Origin of the sequence: Paenibacillus sp. FSL L8-0333, from assembly GCF_037965665.1 — a bacterium.
Lineage (GTDB): Bacteria > Bacillota > Bacilli > Paenibacillales > Paenibacillaceae > Paenibacillus_AQ > Paenibacillus_AQ odorifer.
Genome location: NZ_CP150186.1, coordinates 4,121,485 through 4,145,660, shown reverse-complemented (window position 1 = coordinate 4,145,660; position 24,176 = coordinate 4,121,485). Strand labels below are relative to the sequence as shown.

The window sequence follows — 24,176 nt, the reverse complement described above, 5'->3', positions numbered from 1 at the left end:
GAGGTGAATATAGATGTCTAAAATTAGAGCAGGACGAGTGGGCGAGCAGATCAAGAAAGAGCTTAGTCAACTTATCCAAAGCGGTCTGAAAGACCCTCGAATCGGTTTTGTAACTGTAACTGGCGTAGATGTGACTAACGATCTATCGCAAGCCAAGGTATACTTAAGCGTGTTCGGGGATGAAGAGCAGAAGGCAGACTCGCTTAAAGCGATTGAGAAAGCCAATGGTTTTCTTCGCTCAGAGCTTGGCAAGGCCATTCGCCTTCGGCATACACCGGAGCTGATCTTCAAGATCGACGAATCTGTCGCTTATGGCAGTCATATTGAGAAGCTTCTTGGAGAGCTTCATAAGAACGATTAGAAATAAGTGATTAAAGTGGGGTTCAAAATAGCGTTATGCTATTTTGAACAACCTTTAAAAAGGAGACGGCGAATGCAGAGCTATGAACAAAGTCTCCAGCAGACCCGTGAGTTTCTGCTGGAACACGACGATTACCTTGTAGTGTCGCATGTTCAGCCGGACGGAGATGCAGTCAGCTCCACCCTTGCGGTGGGCTGGCTTCTCTCATGTCTGGGCAAAAAATACACTATGCTGAATGAAGGACCGATCCCGAAGCGAATGGAATACCTATGGCATTCGGATGAAATCATTAATATGGCCTCTAGTGAACCGCCCCGTCAATACAGCAACGTCATCTGTGTGGATTGTGCGGATTTTCAGCGAGTAGGGCTGACAAACCGCTATTTTGCGAATGAGGCTCTTATCCTGAACATTGATCACCATCCAACAAATAACGGTTATGGATTCGTTAATTTAATCAAACCGGATGCAGCTGCGACAGCGGAAATATTGTTCGACCTGCTGAAGACATTCGAGATCGAATGGGATATTGATATCGCCACAGCTATATATACGGGTCTGTTAACAGATACCGGTGGTTTTCGTTATACCAACACATCACCAAAAGTAATGGCAGCTGTATCTGAGCTATTATCCCTTGGAGTTAACGGTCCTGAACTCGCTGAGACATTGCTTGAAGAAATGACGCTGCCACAGGTTAAAATATTAAATAAAGCCTTAAATACGCTGGAATTATCTCCTGAAGGAGATATTGCCTGGCTATATGTTACACCCGAGCATATGATCGAATGTGCTGCTGCTAATGAAGATTTGGAAGGAATCGTAAACTACCCTCGTAATATTCGGGGCGTGGAAGTAGGCATTCTTTTTAAAGTTATTCACGAACATGCGGTCAAGGTTAGTCTACGTTCTGCAGGTAAAGTAGACGTGGCTGCATTGGCGCAAACGTTTGGAGGCGGCGGTCATACCCGTGCTGCAGGTGCGCGTATAGAAGCTACGCTTGAAGAGGCAATAGCTCAGGTGCTTGAGGAGGTAAGACGTCATTTATGAGTGAACTAGAAGGTGTTCTGGCGGTTTATAAACCGGCAGGCTTCACTTCACATGATGTTGTAGCCAAGGCACGTCGTATTCTCGGCATGAAACGGATTGGTCATACGGGGACACTAGATCCCCAAGTGACTGGTGTATTGCCGCTTTGTCTGGGACGTGCGACTCGCGTTGTGGAGTATATTCAGGAGCTGCCCAAAGAATATGTGGCAACACTGAGACTGGGGATGTCCAGTGATACTGAAGACTTAACTGGAACCATTACGGAAACTGTAGATGAGGTTCATGTAACTGAGGAAGAGATTCTTGCAGTGCTTGCCTCTTTCAAAGGTGTAATTTCTCAGGTTCCTCCCATGTACTCTGCGGTGAAAGTGGATGGCAAACGTCTTTATGAATTGGCTAGAGAAGGCAAGACCGTTGAACGAAAAAGTCGTGAAGTAGAGATTTATGAAATCGAAATGACGGATATGACTTGGGAAGGTAATCATCCCGACATCACTTTCCGGGTATTATGCTCCAAAGGCACGTATATTCGAACACTTTGTGTTGATATCGGTCGTGCGCTTGGACTGCCGGGTGTAATGGTGAAGCTGGAGAGAACAATGTCGGCAGGAATTTCTGCCAGCCATTGTTTATCCCTTGAGGATATTGCCGCGCACAAGGAAGCCGGAACATTAGAAGATCATTTAATCGCTGCTGATGAGGCAATTTCGCATTTGCCTAAGCATACCGTTATGGATGAGAAGAAGAAGGCAGCACTGCAGGGTCAACGTTTGTCTTCGCGGTTCATTGCTCCAGAAGTGAAGACAGCAGGTCAAATTCGGCTATACGATCTTCAGGGATTGTTTCTTGGCATTTATGAGCTGGAAGAGACAGGTGCTATTGCCCCAGTAAAAGTGTTTGCACAAGCTTAAATCAATTTTACCAAGTGAATTGTAGGTGAGAAACAGCGTGAGAACCGTAACGTTAACCTATCCGATGTCGCCGGAGACTGCTGCCGAATGGGCACAACCTCAAGTGGCTGCTCTAGGGCAGTTTGACGGCCTGCATCGTGGACATGCCAGTGTCATTACATCCGCTGTGGCCTTAGCCCGTAAACAAGGTGTGCCGGCTGCAGTCCTTACATTTCATCCTCATCCCAAAGATGTTATGGGTAAGGGGGATTATGAAGGGTACTTGACGCCACCCTTTGAAAAGCAAGAGATTCTTGCCAGCATGGGTGTAGATATCCTGTATGTTATTGAATTTAATGAGCAGCTTTCCCGGGTTAGTCCACAGAATTTTGTCTCTGTTATGCTTTTGCCGCTACATATTGTAACTGCAGTTGTTGGCTTTGACTTTCGCTTTGGCTACCAAGGTGAAGGCGATGTTGAGATGCTTCGTAAGCTGGGTGAAGGTGTTATGAATGTGGAAGTTGCTCCTCCTTTTCTGCTTGAAGGCGAAAAGGTTAGCAGCTCCGGCATTCGCAAAAGTCTCCAAAATGGAGATCTGGGACTGGCAAACTCCTGGTTCGGACGTTGCTATCATCTGCGTGGTGAAGTGGGGCATGGTGAGAAGAGAGGCCGCACAATTGGTTTTCCAACTGCCAATTTGAAGCTCAGTGATCATTTTGTCATTCCGACCAAAGGTGTATATGCGGTTCGAGTCTTTTATAAGGATAAAGTTCTGTACGGGGTTATGAATGTGGGCGTTAAACCAACCTTTCATGAGGGTGTGTTGACTCCGAGCTTTGAGGTACATCTGTTTGACTTCGAGGGTGACCTGTATGATCAAGAGCTTAAGGTAGAATTGGTATCTTACATTCGTCCAGAACGGAAGTTTGACTCCATTGGGGCATTGATTACTCAGATTGGCGAGGATGCAGAAACCGCGAAGAAGATTCTGGAGTATAATTTATAGTCATCCCGGACAAGCCGTTTACTTTTGTTAATGGAGATGCTATACTAAGTAACGTTGCTGGCTTACAGCATCATAACCTTAGCTTGGTTGCACGTTCTCACCGACGGTGACGAGGCTAGTGGCGATTATATTGAAGGAGGTGAACAGGATGGCATTAACTCAAGAACGTAAACATCAATTGATCGACGAGCACAAAACTCACGAATCCGATACTGGATCCCCTGAGGTGCAAGTTGCTATCCTAACGGAGAACATCGTTAATTTGACTGACCACTTGCGTACGCACAAGAAAGATCATCACTCCCGTCGCGGATTGTTGAAAATGGTTGGACAACGTCGTAAACTTCTGGCGTATTTGAAAAACAAAGACATCAGACGTTACAGCGCCCTGATCGAAAGACTGGGATTGCGTCGTTAATTTTCCATAAGATTACTCTTAAAGCAGCCTGGTTGTATACCGTATGTCCTTCTCGGAGCGACAGCGGGACAGCTGGGTTGCTTTTTGAAAATTTAGGGAAAACTTAATATTAGGATCGATGAGATTATTCGCAAAAACGGCGGCTTTACTTTTCAGTAAGGCCCAGCCGTTTCTTCTTATATGCATACAGAATAGGTAGCCTCCCTTTGGGACAAGCCTTTCCAATTCATTTAGATCGATATGTGAACCTGCTATTTTAGACTGCGGGTCTACTACTATTCAAGGAGGTATTTATGGAAAAACGTGTAGAAATGCAGCTGGGTGGAAGACGCCTTGTGCTGGAAACGGGCCGCCTGGCTAAACAAGCAAATGCAGCTGTTATGGTGCGTTACGGGGATACTTCGGTATTATGTACCGTTACGGCTTCGAAAGAGCCTAAGGATCTGGATTTTTTCCCGCTTACAGTCAACTATGAGGAAAGATTATATGCGGTAGGTAAAATTCCTGGCGGATTTATTAAACGGGAAGGTAGACCGAGTGAGAAAGCGATTCTGTCAAGCCGTTTGACAGACCGTCCAATCAGACCACTGTTCCCTGAAGGATTTCGTAACGATGTTCAGGTATTGAACATGGTAATGAGTGTGGATCAGGACTGCGCACCAGATATTGCTGCTATGATCGGTACTTCAGCTGCACTTAGTATTTCCGATGTGCCTTTTGATGGACCAATCGGCGGCGTTGCTGTAGGTCGGATTAATGGAGAGTTTGTGATCAATCCGGATATGTCTCAGCAAGCAATCAGTGATGTTTATGTAGTGGTTGCTGGAACGAAGGATGCAATCATGATGGTTGAAGCAGAAGCGAACGAAGTGACGGAAGATGTGATGCTCGAAGCGATTATGTTCGGTCATGATGAAATCCGCAAGATCGTTGCAACCATTGAAGAACTGGTTAAAGTGGCTGGTAAAGAAAAAATGGCTGTGAAGCTGCATACAGTGAATGCTGACGTGAATACTGAGGTCCGTGCATTTGCTGAGGCTCGTCTGGTGGAAGCCGTTAAAATAGCTGAAAAACATGCGCGTCAGGAAGCGATTGATGTCGTTAATGATGAAGCGGTTGCGTATTTCGTAGAGAAGTACATAGAAGCACCGGAGCTTCTGAAAGATGTTAAAGAAGTCCTACATGATATCGTGAAGGATGAAGTAAGACGTCTAATCACACATGATAAGGTTCGTCCAGATGGACGTAAACTTGATGAAATCCGTCCGATTGAATGTGATACAAGTCTGTTACCGCGTACACACGGTTCCGGTCTGTTTACACGTGGACAAACACAAATCCTTAGCGTTTGTACCCTTGGAGCACTAGGTGATGTGCAAATTCTCGACGGAATCGATCCTACTGAAACGAAACGTTTCATGCACCATTACAACTTCCCGCCGTTCAGCGTAGGGGAAGCTCGTCCGCTTAGAGCACCAGGACGCCGTGAAATCGGTCATGGAGCACTTGGAGAACGTGCATTATCCAAGGTTATACCTAGTGAAACTGAATTCCCGTACACGATTCGTCTAGTATCAGAAGCGATTGAATCTAACGGTTCTACTTCCCAGGCAAGTATCTGTGCCAGCATTCTGGCTATGATGGACGCTGGTGTGCCAATCAAAGCACCGGTAGCCGGAGTAGCAATGGGTCTGATCAAAGACGGAGAGCATGTCTCCATCCTGACGGATATTCAAGGTATGGAAGATCATCTCGGAGATATGGACTTCAAGGTAGCTGGTACAGCAGAAGGTGTTACAGCTATTCAAATGGACATTAAAATTGCCGGTATCGACCGCAACATTCTTCAGGATGCACTTCAGCAGGCTAAAGAAGGCCGTCTGTTCATCTTGGACAAAATGAATGAAGCGATCTCTGCGCCAAGACCTAATCTGTCCAAATATGCTCCAAAAATCATTATTATCAACATCAATCCGGACAAAATCCGTGATGTTATCGGTGCTGGTGGTAAGATTATCAATAAAATTATTGAAGAAACCGGCGTAAAAATCGACATCGAACAAGATGGCCGTGTCTTTATCGGTTCTTCAGATGAAGAGATGATCCAAAAGGCACGTTCGATTATCGAAGGACTAGTGCGTGAAGTACAAGTCGGAGAAATCTATGTGGGTACAGTTAGACGTATTGAGAAATTCGGAGCATTTGTTGAACTAATTCCGGGTAAAGACGGATTGGTACACATTTCCCAATTGTCCACTGAGCGCGTAGCTAAGGTTGAAGATGTTGTAGCTGTCGGGGATACAATTACCGTTAAAGTTACGGAAATCGACCAACAAGGCCGGGTTAACCTGTCGCGTAAAGCGGTATTGACTTCGGAAACTGGAGCTAAAGCTTAAGTTTCAATTGTAGAGGTACCTTTTCTAAGGTACCTAATAGCATAATAAAAGGAGACAGAAGCGATTGCGTTCTGGCTCTTTTTTTATATGAAATAAAGTAAAGTGCATCACTATCACGCCTCTTGCCTCTGTTCTTATGACATAAATTCCTCTCTTGTCTCATAGATTGGGACAAAGTGTCTTTGTATTCGTGTGGAACGGACTACAAGTCGTTTCTGCCGGGGAGGAAGTCGTCATGAAGACGGAAAAAGTGGCTTTAGTGGTTGCTTGTATTGCGATCGTGATAGGAATTGGCAGCACTCAGGGACCGGTAAAGGACATGCTTGCGCAATTGAAGCCGCAGGATGACCTAGCTGTGTGGAAGGATATTTCTAAGCCGGAGAACAATGATCTTCGGACACGGATTGAGACCGCCGCAGCCAAACTTAATGCCCCTCCAGTGAATGCCGTGGTTGATCGGGTATGGAAGGCGATTCCGGGTTATAACGGACTTGAGATTGATGTAGAGAGTACATATCGGAATGCTCTTTTGGCGCCAAAAGAACCTATAAAATTTGTGTATCGGCAGATTGAACCACAGATATCACTGAATCAACTGGGAGCTGAACCCATATATCGTGGGAATCCGGCCAAACCGATGGTATCGTTGATGATTAATGTGGCGTGGGGAAATGAGTACATTGTGCCAATGTTGGATGTTTTGGATGAAGAGAACGTTAAAGTTACGTTTTTTCTGGATGGGAGCTGGCTGAGTAAAAATCCGGAGCTGGCTAAAGAAATGCTAAAACGTGGTCATGAGATGGAGAATCATGCTTATACCCACCCTAATATGAGTACTTTAAGTCGTGCGCGAGCTACTGTAGAAATTGAGAAGACACAAAAGCTGTTAAAGGAATCGCTTGGAGTCACTAATAAATGGTTCGCACCCCCTTCTGGTGATTTCGATCAGGAGACAGTAGAAATTGCCAGCAGTTTAGGGCTCAAGACCGTACTATGGACCGTGGATACCGTGGATTGGCGTAATCCTTCTCCTGAATCTGTAGTTGCCAAAATCACAAGCAAAGCGGAACCAGGCACTCTAGTCTTAATGCATCCCACAGCCTCATCCTCCAAAGCTCTGAGGGCCATGATACGTGGAATCAAAGCAAAAGGGTTGCAGTTAGGCACAGTTAGTCAAACGCTCTCAGCAGAGCGGCTGATCCCCTCTAATGTTGAGTGAGAGCTGTATTTCTGGTAGGATTATAGGCACGTGTAATTAAATTAGATAGAACATGGCTATTTGCCAGGAGGACTTGAAGTGGAAAAAATAGTGTTATCCAATGGTTTACGAGTGGTAATGGAGAAAATCCCGACTGGCCGGTCCGTTTCTTTCGGAATCTGGGTAAAGACAGGCTCTCGGAATGAACATCCTGGAAACAACGGGATATCCCATTTTGTAGAACATATGCTTTTTAAAGGTACGGATCGGTACAGCGCCAAGGATATTGCTGAGCAGTTTGACGCCATCGGCGGCAATGTAAATGCGTTTACCTCAAAGGAATATACATGTTATTATGCTAAAGTACTGGATGAGCATCTGCCCATCGCTGTAGATGTATTAGCGGATATGTTCTTCCGTTCACGGATGGACGCTGAAGAGCTGGAGAAAGAAAAGAATGTCATCCTTGAGGAAATCTCCATGTGCGAAGACACGCCGGATGATCTTGTACATGATTTGATGTGTGCTGCTGCCTACAAGGACCATCCGCTAGCGTATTCCATCCTTGGCTTGAAGGAACGGCTGATGGAGATGAAGCCGGATGATCTTCGGGCGTATATGAAGGAACAATACACGATTGAGAATACGGTTATAAGTGTAGCCGGCAACATTAGTGATGGATTGATCGAACTGCTGGAACAGCATTTTGGTTCTTTTGATAATCATGGTACAAGTGCGCCGCTGACTCCACCAGATTACTATGGGGAACTCTTATTTCACCGCAAGAAAACAGAGCAGAATCACATCTGTCTTTCCTTGCCTGGCGTACGTTCTGGCGATCCCTTGCAATATGCTATGGTGCTGATCAATAATGCCGTAGGCGGAGGGATGAGCTCCCGTATGTTCCAGGAAATTCGTGAAAAACGCGGATTAGCTTATTCGGTGTATTCCTATCACAGCTCCCAGGCAGATTCTGGTCTGTTTACGGTCTATGCCGGTACAGCGCCCAAGCAAACAAAAGATGTCATGGAGTTAATCAAGGAAATGATGTACGAACTTGCTACTAACGGCCTCAGTGAAGATGAGCTGAGAAAAGGCAAGGAGCAGCTTAAAGGCAGTCTCATTCTTAGTCTCGAAAGCACTAGCAGCCGAATGAACCGTATCGGAAAAAATGAACTTATGCTCGGAAGACATAATACATTGGACGATATGATCGCCAAAATTCAGCTAGTGACGATGGACAATATCAACAGTGTGCTGGACCATATGTTCGCGGAGCCGCTTTCTTTAGCGATGGTAGGCTCATCAGATAAAGCTATTGCAAATGTTAGGAGAGATGATCTTGTCTTATTACGTACAAATCAATAAACTTACTGGAAACGAGGATGTAAATCTTCCTTGTAAAATGTCGGAGCAAGCTTCCGGTTATGATCTTTATGCTGCAGTTGCGGGTGAAATTGTACTTGCACCAGGAGAGCGTGCTTTAATTCCAACAGGGATTTCACTGGCTATGCCAGAGGGGCTTGAAGCGCAGATCCGTCCGCGTAGTGGACTGGCCTTGAAGCACGGGATTACCTGCTTGAATACACCTGGAACTATAGACGCTGATTACCGCGGAGAGATCAAAGTACTCTTGATCAATCTGGGGCAGGAGCCGTTTGCTATCGCTCGCAATGAGCGGATTGCCCAAATGGTATTTCAAGCTGTTCCAGTGGTTAATTTGGTGGAAGTGGAAGAGTTGTCCGAAACACAACGCGGAGCCGGAGGCTTTGGTCATACTGGCAAATAAGATTGTTGATATAATTCATTTAAAAAGCTTACGAATTCATGCCCAAGGCATGATTCGTGAGCTTTTTTTGTTATGCAGAGTTAATTATCATTAAACATTATTTTCTTCGATTGTTATGCAGATAGCATTTTATAAAGTACTATCTGCTACTCCAACTACATCCGATTTCCCCATCGAATAAACTCAGCATTTTCATTGGCGCTCTGCCACAACTCTAACCCTACCGTCAAATTAAAAACGAAGCCCCTATCGGACCTCAGCGCTCTTATTAACAACAAATCTGCTTAATTCGGCTGTTTTCGGACCCCAGTGTCACTATTGGATCAAAAACACCTGATATCGAACCTGTTTATGTCGAATATGAGCTCTCCAGTCCGAAACTCCTCCTAAAAGACAAAAAATACACAAATAGTTGCATCTCGGTCCGTAACTCATCAGCCGTAAGCCATCTGCTCATCAGCCATCACCATGCGTGCCGGGGATTTCATTTCCGCTCCTCACCCATTAACTATGCCCAGCATAAGATGCTTTATAGTCGATAGTGTATGTTGAAAGGAGCGTCATCCCTATGCTTACTGGCGTCAGGATCGTGTTCCTGGGCGGGGACGCGAGACAGCTTGAAGTGATTCGGAAATGTGTGGAATTGGATGCGACGGTAAGCGCTGCCGGGTTCGATAAGTGGGAGACCCCTAGCCCAGGGGTGAGCCTGGAACAATTGACGGTAGAGCTGCTAAGTAATGCAGATGTATTAGTGTTGCCTACGGTAGGCTGTGATGATGAAGGAAATATTAGTGCTCTATTTTCTTCTGAGCGTTTAACGATTCTGGAGGAGCATTTCACTGCGCTGCCATCCGATTGTTTAGTGTATACCGGTATGGCTAAAAGTTACTTGCGCGGGATGTGTACCAAGCACTCACTAAAGTTAATCGAACTGCTTAATCGTGATGATGTGGCTATTTACAACTCTATCCCGACAGCGGAGGGAGCGCTGGTAATGGCCATTCAGAACACGGATTTTACGATTCACAGCTCGAAATCAATGGTGCTTGGTTTAGGTAGAACTGGATTTACAATGGCTCGAAGTCTACAGGGACTGGGGGCTAGTGTAAAGGTTGGTGTCAGAAAACAAGAACATTATGCACGTGCTGAGGAAATGGGCTGGAAGCCTTTTATGACCAGTGAGCTGCTGCTTCACGTACCGGATGTGGATCTTATATTTAATACGATACCAAGTATGATCATCACCGCTCAGGTGCTCTCGCGGCTTGCGCCGCATTGCGTAATTATTGATCTGGCATCTGCACCAGGCGGTTGTGACTTTCGTTATGCTGAAAAACGTGGGATTAAGGCGATGCTGGCTCCAGGACTCCCTGGCATTGTAGCTCCAAAAAGCGCTGGGATTATTATGGCAAATGCGCTGGTACAGTCGATTTCGGACGAGGCTTTAATCAAGGGGGACGAATAAAATGGATTGGCACGGAAAAACAGTAGGGTATGCGATCACTGGATCTCATTGCACTTTTGCTGAGGTAATGCCACAAATTCAGCGCTTCGTAGACGGGGGAGCAAACGTAGTACCTATAGTTTCAGCATCTGTACTAGGAACAGACACCCGCTTTGGGACATCGCAAAATTGGTTAAAACAGTTGAAAGATATAACAGGGAATGATATCATTTCTACAATTGTTGAAGCGGAGCCGCTGGGTCCTTCCAAGCTGCTGGATGTGCTGACAATAGCACCTTGCACAGGAAATACAACGAGTAAACTGGCTAATGCCATGACGGATAGTCCCGTGCTAATGGCAGCTAAATCGCAGATGCGCAACGGACGTCCACTAGTTCTAGCGATATCTACAAATGATGGATTGGGCCTAAATGCCGCAAATATTGCTAAGCTTCTGGTGGCTAAACATATTTATTTTGTACCATTCGGTCAAGATAACCCTGAGGGTAAACCTAACTCGCTCGTGGCACGCATGGATCTTATCCCGGAAGCTTGCTATGCCGCTTTGCAAGGTAAACAACTACAGCCGATGATCATCGAACGGTTTCATTCAGCATAGAAAATTAACAGAGCTCGGCTGATTTTGTTGTGGACAATAAAAGGGGAGATGCACCAAATGAGCAATGAGAAGTGCCAAGATAACGTAGTGGAAACAGCTAAGTTCATTGCTATCAAAAAAATATAAGCAATATTGCTACCGTCCTCAGGTTCGAGGGCGGTACAGCCATTTAACAACTTACTTAACGAATAAGCTCACGTACCGTAATCTTTTCACGAATGATTAGTGTGTTTGCTTTGATAATAATGGGGGAATTATACATGGGTATTCTGGTACAAAAATTCGGAGGAACATCGCTATCCACACCGCAAGCTAGAGAACACGTAATCCGCAATGTCAAAAGAGAGCTGGCAAGTGGCTACAGTCTTGTTATTGTTGTATCGGCCATGGGCCGTCGCGGAGAGCCTTACGCAACAGACACTTTGCTGGATTGGGCCGTGCAGAACGGAGATGCACTTCCTGACCGGGAAAAAGATCTCCTGATGTGCTGCGGTGAAATTATTTCAGCTACTACTCTATGTGGGCTGTTGGAGAATGAAGGTATCGCTTCTACAGTATTAACGGGAGCTCAGGCAGGATTTCTGACAGACAGCAACTATGGCAATGCCAGAATTCTGGATGTACGTCCGGAACGCATTCTCCGTGAGCTGCGTGAGGATAAAGTGGTTATTGTTACCGGGTTCCAGGGCCAGACTGAAGCGGGTGATTTAACAACTTTAGGCCGTGGCGGTAGTGATACCTCTGCTACAGCACTTGGTGCTGCTCTTCATGCTGATATGGTGGATATTTATACGGATGTTAACGGGATACTTACAGCTGATCCACGGATCGTTGAAGATGCTAAGCCATTAACTTACGTTAGTTATACAGAAATTTGCAATATGGCTCATCAGGGAGCAAAAGTCATTCATCCACGTGCGGTTGAGATTGCTATGCAGGCACAGATTCCAGTTCGTGTTCGTTCAACCTTTTCAGAAGCTGAAGGTACGCTGGTTACGAATCCAGAAGGATTTAACGATATCCAAGCAGGGGGTATTGTGGATCGATTCGTTACAGGGATTGCTTATGTCAGCAATGTTACACAGATTTCTGTGGAATGCCCGGACGGTAACGGAACCGGAGTGCAATTGCAAATCTTTAAGAGTATGGCAGATAACGGGATAAGCGTTGATTTTATTAATGTAACACCTACGGAAGCTCTTTATACGGTTTTTGATGACAAATCAGAGAAGGCTATTTCTGCTCTGCAACAGCTGGGTTTGCGACCTAAGAGTTTATCGGGTTGTGCCAAAGTTTCTGTTATCGGGGGAGGAATTAACGGTGTGCCTGGTATTATGGCGCGCATCGTTGAGGCGCTTAGCTCGCAAAACATTCAAATTCTACAATCCGCAGATTCGAATACAACGATATGGGTGCTTGTGAAAAAAGAAGATATGGTGCAGTCCTTGCGTTCGCTGCATGCTATGTTTGAATTGCACCGCTGACAAGGAGGAATTCAAAGTGGATTTCGGAAGATTAATAACAGCCATGGTAACCCCTTTTGATGGGGATGGAGAAATCAACTGGGATGTAACTTCACAGCTTGTCGATTATTTAATTGAGGTACAGAAATCAGAGGCTTTGGTTGTCTGCGGAACGACAGGGGAATCGCCTACGTTAAGCGATGAGGAAAAGCTGCAGCTGTTTTCTTTTGTGCTGGAAAAGGCGAATGGACGTTGTAAAGTTATTGCTGGAACTGGCAGCAATAACACGAAACATTCCATTCATCTGACGAAGGAAGCAGAGAAAATAGGTGTAGATGGAGTGCTTTTGGTCGTTCCTTATTATAATAAACCGAATCAGGAAGGTCTTTATCAGCATTTTTCCACGATTGCTTCAGAGACTTCATTACCAGTGATTCTATATAATGTTCCAGGTCGAACAGGTGTAAGTATGAGCGTGGCCACTACCCTGCGACTTGCTGAGATTCCGAACATCATTGCTACGAAAGAATGCGCGTCTGTGGATCAGGTAACACTTATTGCCTCTGCTTGTTCAGATGATTTCCGTGTATATACAGGTGATGATGCCTCGGGTCTTGCCAGTCTGGCTGTTGGTGGATACGGAATTATAAGTGTATCTAGCCATGTGGTTGGTGCGCAGATGTCAGAAATGATTTACGCTTATACCTCCGGCAATGTTCAGCTTGCTGGAGAGATTCATCGCCAGCTGTTCCCGATTTTTAAAGGAATGTTTGAATGCCCACAACCGCTGCCCAATCCATCAGCAGTAAAATATGCTTTAGGACTCAAGGGGATCCCTGTGGGCGGAGTCAGATTGCCACTTATTTCGCCAACGGAAGCGGAAGCGGCTTTTATTGAAGGACTATTTCACTAAGAATTAATCATTGATGATGAACGTTCTAAACCGGCTACTCTATTGGGGGAGCCGGTTTTTGCATTTATATTTTTTTTCTGAAATATTGAGGCGAATTTAAGGAAAGAATTTGGATACGAGGCGGATGACTTGTCTTTTGCCAAAAAAATCATGTATAATGATCTTAAGTGACTGGGTGCGGTTAAAATTAAATATGCGGTAATCTTCCGTCAATGTAATACATTGTGAGACAGGATAGGTCCCAAGATGAGTCTGTTTAAATAAATGACATGTCTTCGCGCGAGGGGCGCGACGGTGAATTTTGACGGCGTTTGTCCGCTTCAATATGAACTTTACTGCCCGGAATCGGGAGCTTTCGCATTGCGCATTTTACAGATTTCAGGAATTTCCTCGTCGATTGGAAGTTATTGGCTGTTTGAAAGAAATGTGTTCAGCGCCGCTGAAATAATCGAAGTTCGATATTTACCAATAAAAGTATGACGTCCAACATCATAGGAGGGTTAGATTCATTTGTCCAAAAAAAACAACAACGATAAATTGACGATTTTCGCATTGGGCGGAGTCGGAGAAATCGGGAAAAACATGTATGTTATTCAATACGGAGCTGACATTGTAGTCGTGGATTCGGGACTCAAGTTTCCGGAAGAGGATATGCTCGGTATTGACATCGTAATTCCTGATATCTCGTATTTGACAGAGAACCGTGACAAGGTAAGAGGTATTGTGCTTACTCACGGACACGAGGATCACATCGGTGGTCTGCCTTATGTCTTGAAGAATTTGAATGTTCCAGTCTATGGAACAAGATTAACTTTAGGCCTTGTAGAGAACAAATTGAAGGAAGCGAACCTGCTGGGTGACACCAAACGGATTCTGATCAACGAAGATTCAGAAATTCAATTGGGGAACTCACTTAAGGTAACTTTCTTTAGAACCAATCACAGCATTCCTGATTCCGTGGGTGTATGCATTGAGACTCCGGAAGGAAATGTTGTTCATACGGGCGATTTCAAATTTGACCACACCCCAGTCAACGGTCAATTTGCAAATCTGCATCGGATGGCAGAGATTGGCCAAAAGGGCGTGCTTGCTCTTTTGTCGGATAGTACGAATGCTGAGAAACCAGGCTTTACCCCTTCTGAGAAGAATGTCGGTATTGTGCTGGAAGATATTTTCCGCAAAGCTGAGCAACGTGTCGTTGTAGCAACTTTTGCTTCCAATGTGCACCGTATTCAGCAAGTGGTTAATGCAGCAGAATCCACGGGTCGTAAGATTACAGTAATTGGCCGTAGTATGGTTAACGTTGTATCTATCGCTTCTGAGCTTGGGTATCTGAACGTACCTGACGGTATGCTGATCGAACCAGAAGAAATGAATAGAATGGCAGCTAATCGTGTCGTTGTTCTTTGCACAGGCAGCCAAGGCGAGCCAATGTCTGCATTGACACGTATGGCGCGTTCCAGTCATCGTAAAGTAGATATCCTGCCAGGCGATACCGTTATTATTGCGGCAACACCTGTACCAGGTAATGAGAAATATGTAGGCCGTACCATCGATGAATTGTTCCGTCTTGGCGCTGATGTGATTTACAGCGGTTCCAACTCCGGCGTTCACGTATCCGGTCACGGTAGCCAAGAAGAACTTAAGCTTATGCTCAACCTCATGAAGCCGAAATTCTTCATTCCGATCCACGGTGAATTCCGCATGCAACGCAAACATGCTTTGCTGGCAGAATCCGTTGGCGTAGATCCACAGAACATTTTCATCACTGAAATCGGTGAAATTGTTGAGATCCAAGGCGGTGCCGCTCGTAAAGCTGGTAAAGTAACGGCTGGTAACGTATTGATTGACGGACTAGGTGTAGGCGATGTGGGTAACATTGTATTGCGTGACCGTAAGCTGCTGTCTCAAGACGGTATCTTGGTTGTCGTGGTTACACTTAGCAAACAGAATGGTGCCATTGTTTCTGGACCTGACATCATTTCACGTGGTTTCGTTTATGTTCGGGAGTCCGAAGGACTGCTCGACGAAGCTAACCGAATTGTATCCAGTACATTGCAACGCCTGATGAGTGAAAAAGTAAATGAGTGGGCTTCCCTTAAAACAAGCGTAAAAGATTCGCTGGGCCGTTTCTTATATGAACAAACGCGCCGCAGACCGATGATTTTGCCAATTATCATGGAAGTGTAAGGAGAGTTTCTCCTTCAATGAATATATAGCTAGGGCTGAGCCCCTTTTCCCCGGAAATATTGGACGGTTTCCTTGGGAGAAGGGGTTTTTGCATGTCATAATTACTTCATAAGCTGAAAATTGCATAAGGCAGCACCCTGAAATGTCATACTAAGGATTGTTAGTAAGGCAACAGCAGACTAGAGCTGCATATGACAAGGGAGAGCTGCGAAGATGAACTACATCGAAGGATCACATGGAGCAAAAAATGAGGAAGTTGTCCCAGGAGAAACTAATCCGAATCCTAATGAAAATATGCCGCCCACTGCAATGGGAGCGATTAAGGAGCTTGGACAAACGGTAGTCCCAAGTGGAGAGCCTGATATTTTTTGCTTAACGATTATTGGTCAGATTGAAGGACATATTGTAATGCCTCCACAGAACAAAACAACAAAGTATGAGCATATCATTCCACAGCTGGTGGCTGCTGAGCAGAATAAAAACATCAAAGGTCTGCTTATCATTTTAAATACGGTAGGTGGAGATGTAGAAGCGGGATTAGCAATTGCGGAAATGATTGCATCCCTCTCCAAGCCAACGGTAACCGTGGTCATTGGAGGCGGGCATAGTATCGGGGTGCCGATTGCAGTTTCCTCCACTTATTCGATTATTGCCGAAAGTGCAACGATGACGATTCATCCGATTCGTATGAATGGTTTAGTGATCGGAGTGCCGCAAACGTTCGAGTATATGGAGAAAATGCAGGAACGTGTCGTTAAATTTGTGACTTCCCATTCGCGTATTTCTGAAGAACAGTTCCGTGATCTCATGTTTAAGACAGGTGAGCTCAATCGTGATATCGGGACGGCTGTGGGGGGCTTGGATGCCGTTAAATATGGCCTTATGGATGAGGTCGGCGGGATCGGAGCGGCTCTAGCGCATCTCAACCGAATGATCGGCGGGGATTTCTCTGCATCGACTCCAGGAGGGATTACGCAATGACACTGTACACAGTAGTTGCAATGGAACAGGTGTGGGAGGGGGCATTTAACAATTATGCAACAACCCGAGAAGTGAGTGTGCAGGGCATGCTGATGCAGGTAGAACCGATGGAGGAAGGGCGTGCGCGGATCGTGAGATTATTGGATTGTCCACTGAACCGTTATCTAGATCCGGCGTTCTCTCCAGGTTCGATAATTACATTAACATAAAGATTCAATTTCTGACAAAAGAGAACATAGGTACGCCACGCCATTATATGGTATAATGTTGTTCCGGGGGTGGCTGGCGTGGCTAAACGAAAAAAGAAGAAGAAAAAAGCGCTGCTCGGCAGCGTTTTAAAATATGAAATATATGGAATTTTATTAATAACTATTTCCGTCATTGCACTGTCTGGTGAAGCAGCCGTAGGGCGCTCACTTTCAAGTATGGCGGGTTACTTATTAGGGAGATTTTATTTTGTGTTGCCGCTTGTCGGCATTTTTTATGGACTTATGGTTATGATCCATCGAAGATGGCCTTCCTCGTGGAACAGCAGGCATACTGGCGTGCTTCTGCTTCTGTTGTCTATGTGCCTTATGAGCACAATATCTGCAATGGAGCAGAAGCTTGGCCCGTTGTCTTTGTTACATCCTGGCAATGTAATGACACAAATACATAATGATCTTTCGGGATCACTTTCACCTGGCTCGAACGACAGCAATGTCTATATGCTGGGTAAGGATATAAGCGGAGGTTACATCGGCGGGTTGGAGTATGCAGCGCTGTTATGGCTTTTTGGCAGTCTGGGCGCTAAGCTACTTATGATCGTCATGCTGGCGATCAGCTTTATGCTAATTACCAACTTGTCATATGTGGAGATTTTTACGCTTTTGCGAGTGCGCTCGGTTAAGTTTGTGGAGGGGATTCGTCTCCATGCTGCAAATCGCCCGAAGGCGGTCCCAGTAGCGGCGAGACCATCTAGAGCCGCTGCTCCAGCTAAAGCTCGGCAGGTGAAGCAGCCTGTCTATGATGACGAGGATGAAGAAGACGAAGACGATCGGTATCTGCCTAATCGCAAACAACCCGTCCTTTTGAAAAAAATATCTGGCTGGTTCTCAGGCTCCACGCGTTCACAGGTGGAAGCAGATCCTGAGGATGACGATCAGGGTCCAATTGTGACAAGTGCTTCGAGCGGTCCGATTATTTCGGGATTAACACCAGATAGCCGTGTAATTCCATTAGAGGATATCGATCATGATTTTGACGATGCGGATCTGGATATTGAACCTGTGACGCCTATTATTCGAGATTTTTTTGAACATATCCGTTCAGAAGGTTTAAACGAAGAAGATCGGGAAGAGTGGAGTGAATTCTCACCCGCAGCTCGTGGTGAAGCAGCTAAACCTGCTGTAGCCGGAGCTAATGCCGTTAAGCAGCAGGCTACGGATGAGTCTGAGGAGAATGTAAGTATTGACTTGGAAGGCCTGCTAGGTGCTTCTCCAGATGGAGAGATTATTCCCGCTCCTCCAGCACCACCGCCACCGAAGCCATATAAGCTGCCATCGTTCCGTCTTTTAGCTAAACCTAACAATGGTGGCAAAGCTGGAGATCAGAATGATTATATGCAGACAGCCCGTAAATTAGAAGCAACACTTGAAAGCTTTGGGGTACGAGCTAAAGTGCTGGAGGTAGTAAGAGGCCCAGCTGTTACAAGATATGAGATACAACCGGATATTGGGGTTAAGGTTAGCCGTATTGTAAATCTGACGGATGACATTGCCCTTGCACTTGCAGCCAAAGACATTCGGATGGAAGCACCGATTCCGGGTAAATCTGCGATCGGGATAGAAGTTCCGAACTCTGAAGTGTCTATTGTTACCATGCGCGAAGTTATGGAAACACAGATTTTTCAGGAGGCTGAATCCAGATTATCGATTGCTTTTGGCCGTGATATTTCCGGCCAGACCATTATCGGCAATCTGGCTAAGATGCCCCATTTATTGGTGGCCGGTGCAACTGGCTCCGGTAAATCAGTCTGTATCAACGGGATTATAACAAGCATCTTATACAAAGCTAAACCTGATGAGGTCAAATTCCTCATGGTCGATCCTAAGATGGTCGAGCTGAATGTGTATAACGGAATTCCCCATCTTTTGGCTCCGGTTGTCACAGATCCAAAGCGGGCAAGCCTAGCCTTGAAGAAGATCGTAGTCGAAATGGAGAAGCGTTATGAGCTATTCTCCAAATCGGGAACACGGAATATGGAAGGTTATAATAAGCTAATGGCTGAGAATCCAGCGGCTATTCTACCGTATATCGTTGTTATTGTGGACGAGCTTGCGGATTTGATGATGGTTGCAGCCAATGATGTTGAGGATGCGATTTGCCGACTTGCACAAATGGCGCGGGCGGCAGGGATTCATCTAATTATCGCTACACAACGTCCTTCAGTAGATGTCATCACAGGTTTAATTAAAGCTAATATTCCATCCCGGATCGCTTTTGGCGTATCGTCCAATGTGGATTCACGTACCATTCTGGATATGCCCGGTGCAGAGAAGTTGTTAGGCCGAGGTGATATGTTGTTCTTACCAATGGGCGCATCTAAGCCTATTCGTGTACAGGGAGCTTTTATGAGTGACCAAGAAGTAGAGACTATTGTTCAATATGTCAGCAGTCAAGGTGAAGCCGAATACGATGAGTCCATCGTTCCTGAAGTGGATGATACAATCACTGAGGATCAGGAGCCACAGGATGAATTATACGAGCAAGCCGTACAAATTGTACTAGAGGCTAAGCAGGCTTCAGTGTCGCTGCTGCAGCGACGTATGCGGGTCGGTTATACCCGTGCAGCCCGGTTGATTGACTCTATGGAGGCTCGTGGGGTCATCGGTCCTTACGAGGGCAGCAAGCCGCGTGAGGTGCTGATGTCACTTGAGCAATATCAGCATAACAAGATCAGCTCCTAAGCTGTAGAAGCCCGTTGAAACCTTCAATAGACAGTAAAAGAGATGGCCACTTTATGAAGTGGACCATCTCTTTTTTTGTATCCTGAGTACTTATTTGACTCTTGGCGCAGCAAGCAAAGCTTCAACAATATAATCCAGTTGCACATTTAGAGAATAGATATCACTGTAATAACCTAAGCCAAAATCGATCTCCATCAAACGGCCTTCTTTCACGGCAGGGATATTGTTCCAAATTGGGTTTTGGGTCAGATCAGCCATACCATCATAAGAGGAGCGGAAGATATAGTCACCACTGTATTTGCCAAGGACTTCAAAGGATACGGATTCCCCATCCGCACCAGTCGCCGTATCTATTTCCTGTTGAATGATGTCCGGCGCCTTCATGCCTAAATATTCATAAATGATTTGTGAACCACGTCCGAATTGTTTGCTCGCTACAACAGCCATGCTGTTGTCTTTTCCACCTTCCATGATGGATATTGTGTGATCAAGAATACCAGCTTCTTGCAGCTTTTGTTTGCTGTCCTCAACTTTTTTATGGAAATCAGTAAATAATTCTTTTGCTTGATCTTCTTTGCCTACGACTTGTCCAATAAAGGACACCCGTTCTTCTGTTGACATTTTTTCATACGGAACTAAGACTGTTGGCGCAATTTGGTGAAGGGCTTCATAAGTTTCCTCTGACGGCACAATGATAAGATCGGGATTAAGAGCAAGGATTGCTTCAGGGCTAGCCTCAAACCAGGTGCCAAGCTTTTGCACATCTTTTAGCTCATCTTCAAATGCTGCACCCTCGGATACATCGGATACACCTATAGGTTTAATGCCGAGAGCCAGTACATCACCGAGCAAATAAAGAACTACAACTCTTTGTGGACTAGCGGGAACGGCAATGTCTCCTTTAACTGTGGAAATTATCCGGGTTTGTGCTTCGACAGCAGCTTTGTCTGTATTTGCCCCTGTACTTGTTTCTGCTGAGGGGGTGGGTTTCCCATTGCTTGATGCATTTGAATTTGTGGTTCCCGTGGAACAAGCGCTTAACACTATGGTAAAGCATAATAACAGGGTGAGCAGTAATGATGGTTTGGCATTTCTAAACATTGGTAATTCCCCTTCTCCGTTATATTGATAATGATTATCATAATCAATATAACGGAGAGGTTGTGTTCGGGCAATGTCAATTTGTGCACCTTGAGATGGCATATCACGCCAACTGGAGTGGGTGATAACTTTATTTTTGTATCGGACAGGGGAGATTCCGTAATATTTTTTAAACATTTTTCCTAGATAATAGCCATCAGGATAACCTACTGCAATTGCGATGTCATGCAAGCTAGCCTCTGTGTTCAGGAGCAATATTTTCGATTTTTCCATGCGGATGTTGATTAAGTACTGAGCAGGGCTAGTCTGCAGCTGTGTTCTGAATAATCTGGATAATGTTCTAGGGCTGCTGTTTACCGCTTTAGCTAATTTTTCAAGAGAGAAGGTTTCCTTATAATAAGTCTGCATATAGCGAATTGCTTGATCTAGCGGATCAGGTTGAATTAACTGTGTTTCCAGCGTATGCAGCTGCCTAAGCATCTCATAAATCCATTGATAAAAAAGTGTTTTGACATGCAGCCGATCCAAAAGCCCTGTTTTGCCCCAATCAGTAAACATGTTCTCCATCTTATCAAATAAGGGCAGTGGACTAGTAGGCGTGAATCCATATTGGAGATTAAAGGGATTATTGTGTTCCATGATTGCTTTTAGATTGTTGCGTGAGGCGAGTGAAAGGTTTGCTTTATATAAAATTAAGTAATACTCCAGTAGTTCCTCCGTGCGTAAAAATTGAATGTTCATTCCTTTTCCACCATGAAGGATATGAAAGTTGCTGATCTCGTGCGGGACCTCGTCAATTAGTATTTCGGCCTTGCCGTTTATGATCAACAAGAATGCACTTGAGGGCAGCTGATAATGTGAATTCAGATCACCTGATCGTTGAAAAGTATGGCGTATATCAATAATTTCTATTAATGCGTGGTTCCACAATAACATGTGGTCCTTTAAATTCATGATTAATATCAACTCCAACGTTTTCTTATTTCGATTATAGTTGATAATCATTCTCAATTACAATGAAATGCTATTACTTCTTTTTTAGTAATGCATAGGATGTCCTGACAGTCGTCATAATAACTTTAGCCATTCATGCAGAACTCACAAAAGAAAGGTAGAGCGAACCCCTATGAAGAAACATAAGTTGTGGATCTTTGCTTCTTTAACCCTTGCACTTGCTGCCGCACCGTTTGCAGGAATGTTGCTCCAGGGTAATGGCATAGTACAGACCAAGCAAAGTGCTGCTGCGTCATTTGTCCATGAACTAAATCATCCTGAAGAAGAGGCCTTGCCTGCCTTCAGCACGACTCCGATTAAACTCGGTTCTTCTGGTCAGGATGTTTATGAGTTGCAAGGACGTTTAAAACATCTGGGCTTTTATGAAGGGAAAATAGACAGTCAGTTTGGTCCGAAAACGAAAAATTCAGTAACGTGGTTTCAATGGAAGTTTGGAATGAAGTCTGATGGCATCGTAGGCGCTAAGACTAAGCTGAAATTGTATAACGCAACTAAGAACTGGAAGCCGACAGAGTCTGCTTCAGCAACCGGAAATAATACAGCAAACAACAACACCGGTAACAAAACAAATACAACCAATAATTCGGATTCAGCGTCTCTGTCTTCAGGGAATACGATGGGATTATCAGAAAATGATCTCAAAATCATGGCTAATGCCGTCTATGGTGAGTCGAGAGGCGAACCTTTCGAAGGTCAAGTTGCTGTTGCTGCAGTAATCTTGAACAGGGTAAAATCTCCGAGCTTTCCTAATACACCGTCTGGCGTTATTTTTCAGCCGGGAGCTTTTACAGCTGTAGCTGACGGGCAGATTTATTTGGAGCCAAATGAGCAGGCTCGAAAAGCAGTGCAGCAAGCGCTGAATGGCTGGGACCCTTCGGGTGGATGTTTGTATTATTTCAACCCTAAAACGGCGACCTCCAAATGGATTTGGACTCGTCCACAGGTCAAGACTATCGGCCAGCATATTTTCTGTATGTAGATAAGTAAAGAAGTAAATCCAGAGAGCAACCGGGAAGAGGCATCCGGTTGCTTCCTTACTTTGGAATGGTTTAGAATGGTTATTAATTCATAAACATGTTAATGAACAACTATCCACGCGGTAAAGGAGTTTTGGACTTGACTAATAATGTATTTCAGCATGGCAACGTTGCAGGTATGCGTATTCACGTGATGCCTACCAAGGCGTTCAAGACCTACGCCATCTCACTTTATGCCGGCGTCCCACTTAATGAGGATACGGTCACCCCTACAGCACTTGCTCCATTTGTGCTCCGCAGAGGTACCGCTTCTTACCCAGAGACTACTCAATTCCGCGAGCGTTTGGAGGAGCTGTATGGCGCTGGATTTGGTTTTGATATTTATAAAAGAGGCGATTATCAGATTGTTCAGTTTCGCATGGACACCATTAATGACTCCTTCGTGCAGAGTCAGGAGAGCTTGCTTGAACAATCCTTTGCTTTTCTAGGAGAAGTCCTGACCCGTCCATTGGTGGAGGATGGAAGCTTCCGTCCTTCCTATGTTGCAACAGAGCGTGAAACAGTGCGCAAGAAGCTGGAATCTATCGTAAATGATAAGATTCGTTATGCAGCGGAGCGCTGTATCGAAGAAATGTGCCGTAACGAGCCCTATCGTCTTCATCCACTGGGTCAAAGAGCGGATTTGGACCGGATTACCCCAAAAAGTTTGTACGAATCCTATAATTCATGGCTGGATGGAGCTATTTTGGATCTCTATGTAGTGGGAGATACGACTACTGAGGAAGTTGAAAAGCTTGTGCAGCATCACTTCGGACGCATTCAGTCGGAGGTGGGCTTATATAGCTCCAAGTTTGTCCCAGTATCCGTTAGCGAGGTAAGGACGGTAGAGGAGAAGCTGGATGTCAGTCAGGGCAAGTTGAACATGGGTCTGCGCACATCAATTACGTATAAGGACGATACATATGCGTCCGCACTTATGTACAACGGAATATTAGGAGGGTATCCACACTCCAAACTCTTCGTCAATGTACGGGAGAAGGCCAGTCTTGCATATTATGCTTCTTCACGCTATGACGGTCACAAGGGGATTGGAACGATACAATCAGGCATCGAAACGCAAAATTACAACAAAGCTGTTGAAATTATAGAGAAACAACTGGAAGAGATGAAAGCTGGCAACATCAGTGATCTGGAGTTAAGCCAGACCAAAGCCATGATCCGCAATCAGCTTTCCGAGATTCCGGATTCTGCTTTTGAGATGATCTCTTACGACTTCAACCGCCAGTTGTCAGGAAAAGAACGGACAGCGGATCAGCTGCTAGAAGAGGTGGAACAAATCGGTGCAGGGGAAGTAAAAGCCGCAGCGGAGACCTTTCAGCTGGATACGATTTATTTCTTGACAGGGAAGGAGGAATAGA

20 protein-coding genes are annotated in these 24,176 nt (G+C 45.2%); 19 read left to right on the top strand and 1 reads right to left on the bottom strand.

The window, feature by feature from the left end; genetic code table 11:
* Nucleotides 1-13: 13 nt before the first annotated feature.
* The 17 genes from rbfA (at nt 14) to NYE72_RS18360 (ending at nt 19,666) form a co-directional block, all read left to right on the top strand.
* Nucleotides 14-361, top strand: coding sequence for a 30S ribosome-binding factor RbfA (rbfA, locus tag NYE72_RS18440; protein WP_036688461.1), 348 nt, complete (start codon nt 14-16; stop codon nt 359-361).
* Between the two features lie 72 nt (nt 362-433).
* Entirely contained in the window at nt 434-1,411 is a 978-nt protein-coding gene (locus NYE72_RS18435; protein WP_076106341.1) for a bifunctional oligoribonuclease/PAP phosphatase NrnA, read from the top strand.
* Nucleotides 1,408-2,322: a tRNA pseudouridine(55) synthase TruB gene (truB, locus tag NYE72_RS18430; RefSeq protein ID WP_036688456.1), complete on the top strand. Its 915-nt coding sequence runs from the start codon at nt 1,408-1,410 to the stop codon at nt 2,320-2,322. The genes NYE72_RS18435 and truB overlap by 4 nt, the downstream gene beginning before the upstream one ends.
* A gap of 37 nt (nt 2,323-2,359) precedes the next feature.
* A complete protein-coding gene (locus tag NYE72_RS18425; RefSeq protein WP_038571921.1) occupies nt 2,360-3,307 on the top strand; it encodes a bifunctional riboflavin kinase/FAD synthetase in 948 nt (315 codons plus the stop codon).
* A gap of 148 nt (nt 3,308-3,455) precedes the next feature.
* Nucleotides 3,456-3,725, top strand: a complete 270-nt coding sequence (rpsO, locus tag NYE72_RS18420) for a 30S ribosomal protein S15 (RefSeq protein ID WP_036656390.1) — start codon at nt 3,456-3,458, stop codon at nt 3,723-3,725.
* A 293-nt stretch (nt 3,726-4,018) separates the two neighbouring features.
* Nucleotides 4,019-6,121, top strand: coding sequence for a polyribonucleotide nucleotidyltransferase (gene pnp / locus NYE72_RS18415; protein ID WP_036688453.1), 2,103 nt, complete (start codon nt 4,019-4,021; stop codon nt 6,119-6,121).
* A 235-nt stretch (nt 6,122-6,356) separates the two neighbouring features.
* On the top strand, nt 6,357-7,340 hold the full coding sequence (locus NYE72_RS18410) for a polysaccharide deacetylase family protein (RefSeq protein WP_076272322.1): 984 nt from the start codon (nt 6,357-6,359) through the stop codon (nt 7,338-7,340).
* A 78-nt stretch (nt 7,341-7,418) separates the two neighbouring features.
* A complete protein-coding gene (locus NYE72_RS18405; RefSeq protein WP_036688449.1) occupies nt 7,419-8,687 on the top strand; it encodes a pitrilysin family protein in 1,269 nt (422 codons plus the stop codon).
* Entirely contained in the window at nt 8,662-9,108 is a 447-nt protein-coding gene (gene dut, locus NYE72_RS18400) for a dUTP diphosphatase (protein WP_170914171.1), read from the top strand. The genes NYE72_RS18405 and dut overlap by 26 nt, the downstream gene beginning before the upstream one ends.
* A gap of 568 nt (nt 9,109-9,676) precedes the next feature.
* Nucleotides 9,677-10,573 (top strand): dipicolinate synthase subunit DpsA, encoded by an 897-nt coding sequence (dpsA, locus tag NYE72_RS18395; protein ID WP_036688445.1) that lies wholly within the window; start codon nt 9,677-9,679, stop codon nt 10,571-10,573.
* A 1-nt stretch (nt 10,574) separates the two neighbouring features.
* Nucleotides 10,575-11,171 (top strand): dipicolinate synthase subunit B, encoded by a 597-nt coding sequence (locus NYE72_RS18390; RefSeq protein WP_036688443.1) that lies wholly within the window; start codon nt 10,575-10,577, stop codon nt 11,169-11,171.
* 260 nt (nt 11,172-11,431) lie between these two features.
* Nucleotides 11,432-12,655 carry an aspartate kinase gene (gene dapG / locus NYE72_RS18385; RefSeq protein ID WP_036688442.1) on the top strand — a complete coding sequence of 408 codons (1,224 nt, stop codon included), beginning with the start codon at nt 11,432-11,434 and terminating at the stop codon, nt 12,653-12,655.
* A 16-nt stretch (nt 12,656-12,671) separates the two neighbouring features.
* Nucleotides 12,672-13,547: a 4-hydroxy-tetrahydrodipicolinate synthase gene (dapA, locus tag NYE72_RS18380; RefSeq protein ID WP_036688439.1), complete on the top strand. Its 876-nt coding sequence runs from the start codon at nt 12,672-12,674 to the stop codon at nt 13,545-13,547.
* A gap of 510 nt (nt 13,548-14,057) precedes the next feature.
* Entirely contained in the window at nt 14,058-15,737 is a 1,680-nt protein-coding gene (locus NYE72_RS18375) for a ribonuclease J (RefSeq protein ID WP_036688436.1), read from the top strand.
* 213 nt (nt 15,738-15,950) lie between these two features.
* Nucleotides 15,951-16,718, top strand: a complete 768-nt coding sequence (locus tag NYE72_RS18370) for an ATP-dependent Clp protease proteolytic subunit (protein WP_076100398.1) — start codon at nt 15,951-15,953, stop codon at nt 16,716-16,718.
* Nucleotides 16,715-16,927 carry a YlzJ-like family protein gene (locus NYE72_RS18365; protein ID WP_076100399.1) on the top strand — a complete coding sequence of 71 codons (213 nt, stop codon included), beginning with the start codon at nt 16,715-16,717 and terminating at the stop codon, nt 16,925-16,927. Before NYE72_RS18370 ends, NYE72_RS18365 begins: the two co-directional genes overlap by 4 nt.
* A gap of 78 nt (nt 16,928-17,005) precedes the next feature.
* The gene (locus tag NYE72_RS18360) at nt 17,006-19,666 is read left to right on the top strand and encodes a DNA translocase FtsK (RefSeq protein ID WP_076100401.1); all 2,661 of its coding nucleotides are present in this window, start codon (nt 17,006-17,008) and stop codon (nt 19,664-19,666) included.
* 90 nt (nt 19,667-19,756) lie between these two features.
* On the opposite strand, the gene NYE72_RS18355 is transcribed toward NYE72_RS18360, so the two are convergent.
* Nucleotides 19,757-21,721, bottom strand: a complete 1,965-nt coding sequence (locus tag NYE72_RS18355) for an ABC transporter substrate-binding protein (RefSeq protein WP_076100402.1) — start codon at nt 21,719-21,721, stop codon at nt 19,757-19,759.
* Nucleotides 21,722-21,893: 172 nt separating this feature from the next.
* On the opposite strand from NYE72_RS18355, the gene sleB reads away from it, so the two are divergent.
* Both sleB and NYE72_RS18345 read left to right on the top strand, forming a co-directional pair.
* Nucleotides 21,894-22,760, top strand: a complete 867-nt coding sequence (gene sleB, locus NYE72_RS18350) for a spore cortex-lytic enzyme (protein WP_036688421.1) — start codon at nt 21,894-21,896, stop codon at nt 22,758-22,760.
* A 176-nt stretch (nt 22,761-22,936) separates the two neighbouring features.
* Nucleotides 22,937-24,175, top strand: a complete 1,239-nt coding sequence (locus NYE72_RS18345) for a pitrilysin family protein (protein WP_256717312.1) — start codon at nt 22,937-22,939, stop codon at nt 24,173-24,175.
* Nucleotide 24,176 lies beyond the last annotated feature (1 nt).

What these genes read in the sequence shown, in the direction of transcription:
- rbfA (WP_036688461.1), top strand. Translation starts at nt 14, where the DNA reads ATGTCTAAAATTAGAGCAGGACGAGTGGGCGAGCAGATCAAGAAAGAG.
- NYE72_RS18435 (WP_076106341.1), top strand. Translation starts at nt 434, where the DNA reads ATGCAGAGCTATGAACAAAGTCTCCAGCAGACCCGTGAGTTTCTGCTG.
- truB (WP_036688456.1), top strand. Translation starts at nt 1,408, where the DNA reads ATGAGTGAACTAGAAGGTGTTCTGGCGGTTTATAAACCGGCAGGCTTC.
- rpsO (WP_036656390.1), top strand. Translation starts at nt 3,456, where the DNA reads ATGGCATTAACTCAAGAACGTAAACATCAATTGATCGACGAGCACAAA.
- pnp (WP_036688453.1), top strand. Translation starts at nt 4,019, where the DNA reads ATGGAAAAACGTGTAGAAATGCAGCTGGGTGGAAGACGCCTTGTGCTG.
- NYE72_RS18410 (WP_076272322.1), top strand. Translation starts at nt 6,357, where the DNA reads ATGAAGACGGAAAAAGTGGCTTTAGTGGTTGCTTGTATTGCGATCGTG.
- dpsA (WP_036688445.1), top strand. Translation starts at nt 9,677, where the DNA reads ATGCTTACTGGCGTCAGGATCGTGTTCCTGGGCGGGGACGCGAGACAG.
- NYE72_RS18390 (WP_036688443.1), top strand. Translation starts at nt 10,575, where the DNA reads ATGGATTGGCACGGAAAAACAGTAGGGTATGCGATCACTGGATCTCAT.
- dapG (WP_036688442.1), top strand. Translation starts at nt 11,432, where the DNA reads ATGGGTATTCTGGTACAAAAATTCGGAGGAACATCGCTATCCACACCG.
- NYE72_RS18370 (WP_076100398.1), top strand. Translation starts at nt 15,951, where the DNA reads ATGAACTACATCGAAGGATCACATGGAGCAAAAAATGAGGAAGTTGTC.
- NYE72_RS18365 (WP_076100399.1), top strand. Translation starts at nt 16,715, where the DNA reads ATGACACTGTACACAGTAGTTGCAATGGAACAGGTGTGGGAGGGGGCA.
- NYE72_RS18355 (WP_076100402.1), bottom strand. Translation starts at nt 21,721, where the DNA reads ATGAATTTAAAGGACCACATGTTATTGTGGAACCACGCATTAATAGAA.
- sleB (WP_036688421.1), top strand. Translation starts at nt 21,894, where the DNA reads ATGAAGAAACATAAGTTGTGGATCTTTGCTTCTTTAACCCTTGCACTT.
- NYE72_RS18345 (WP_256717312.1), top strand. Translation starts at nt 22,937, where the DNA reads ATGCGTATTCACGTGATGCCTACCAAGGCGTTCAAGACCTACGCCATC.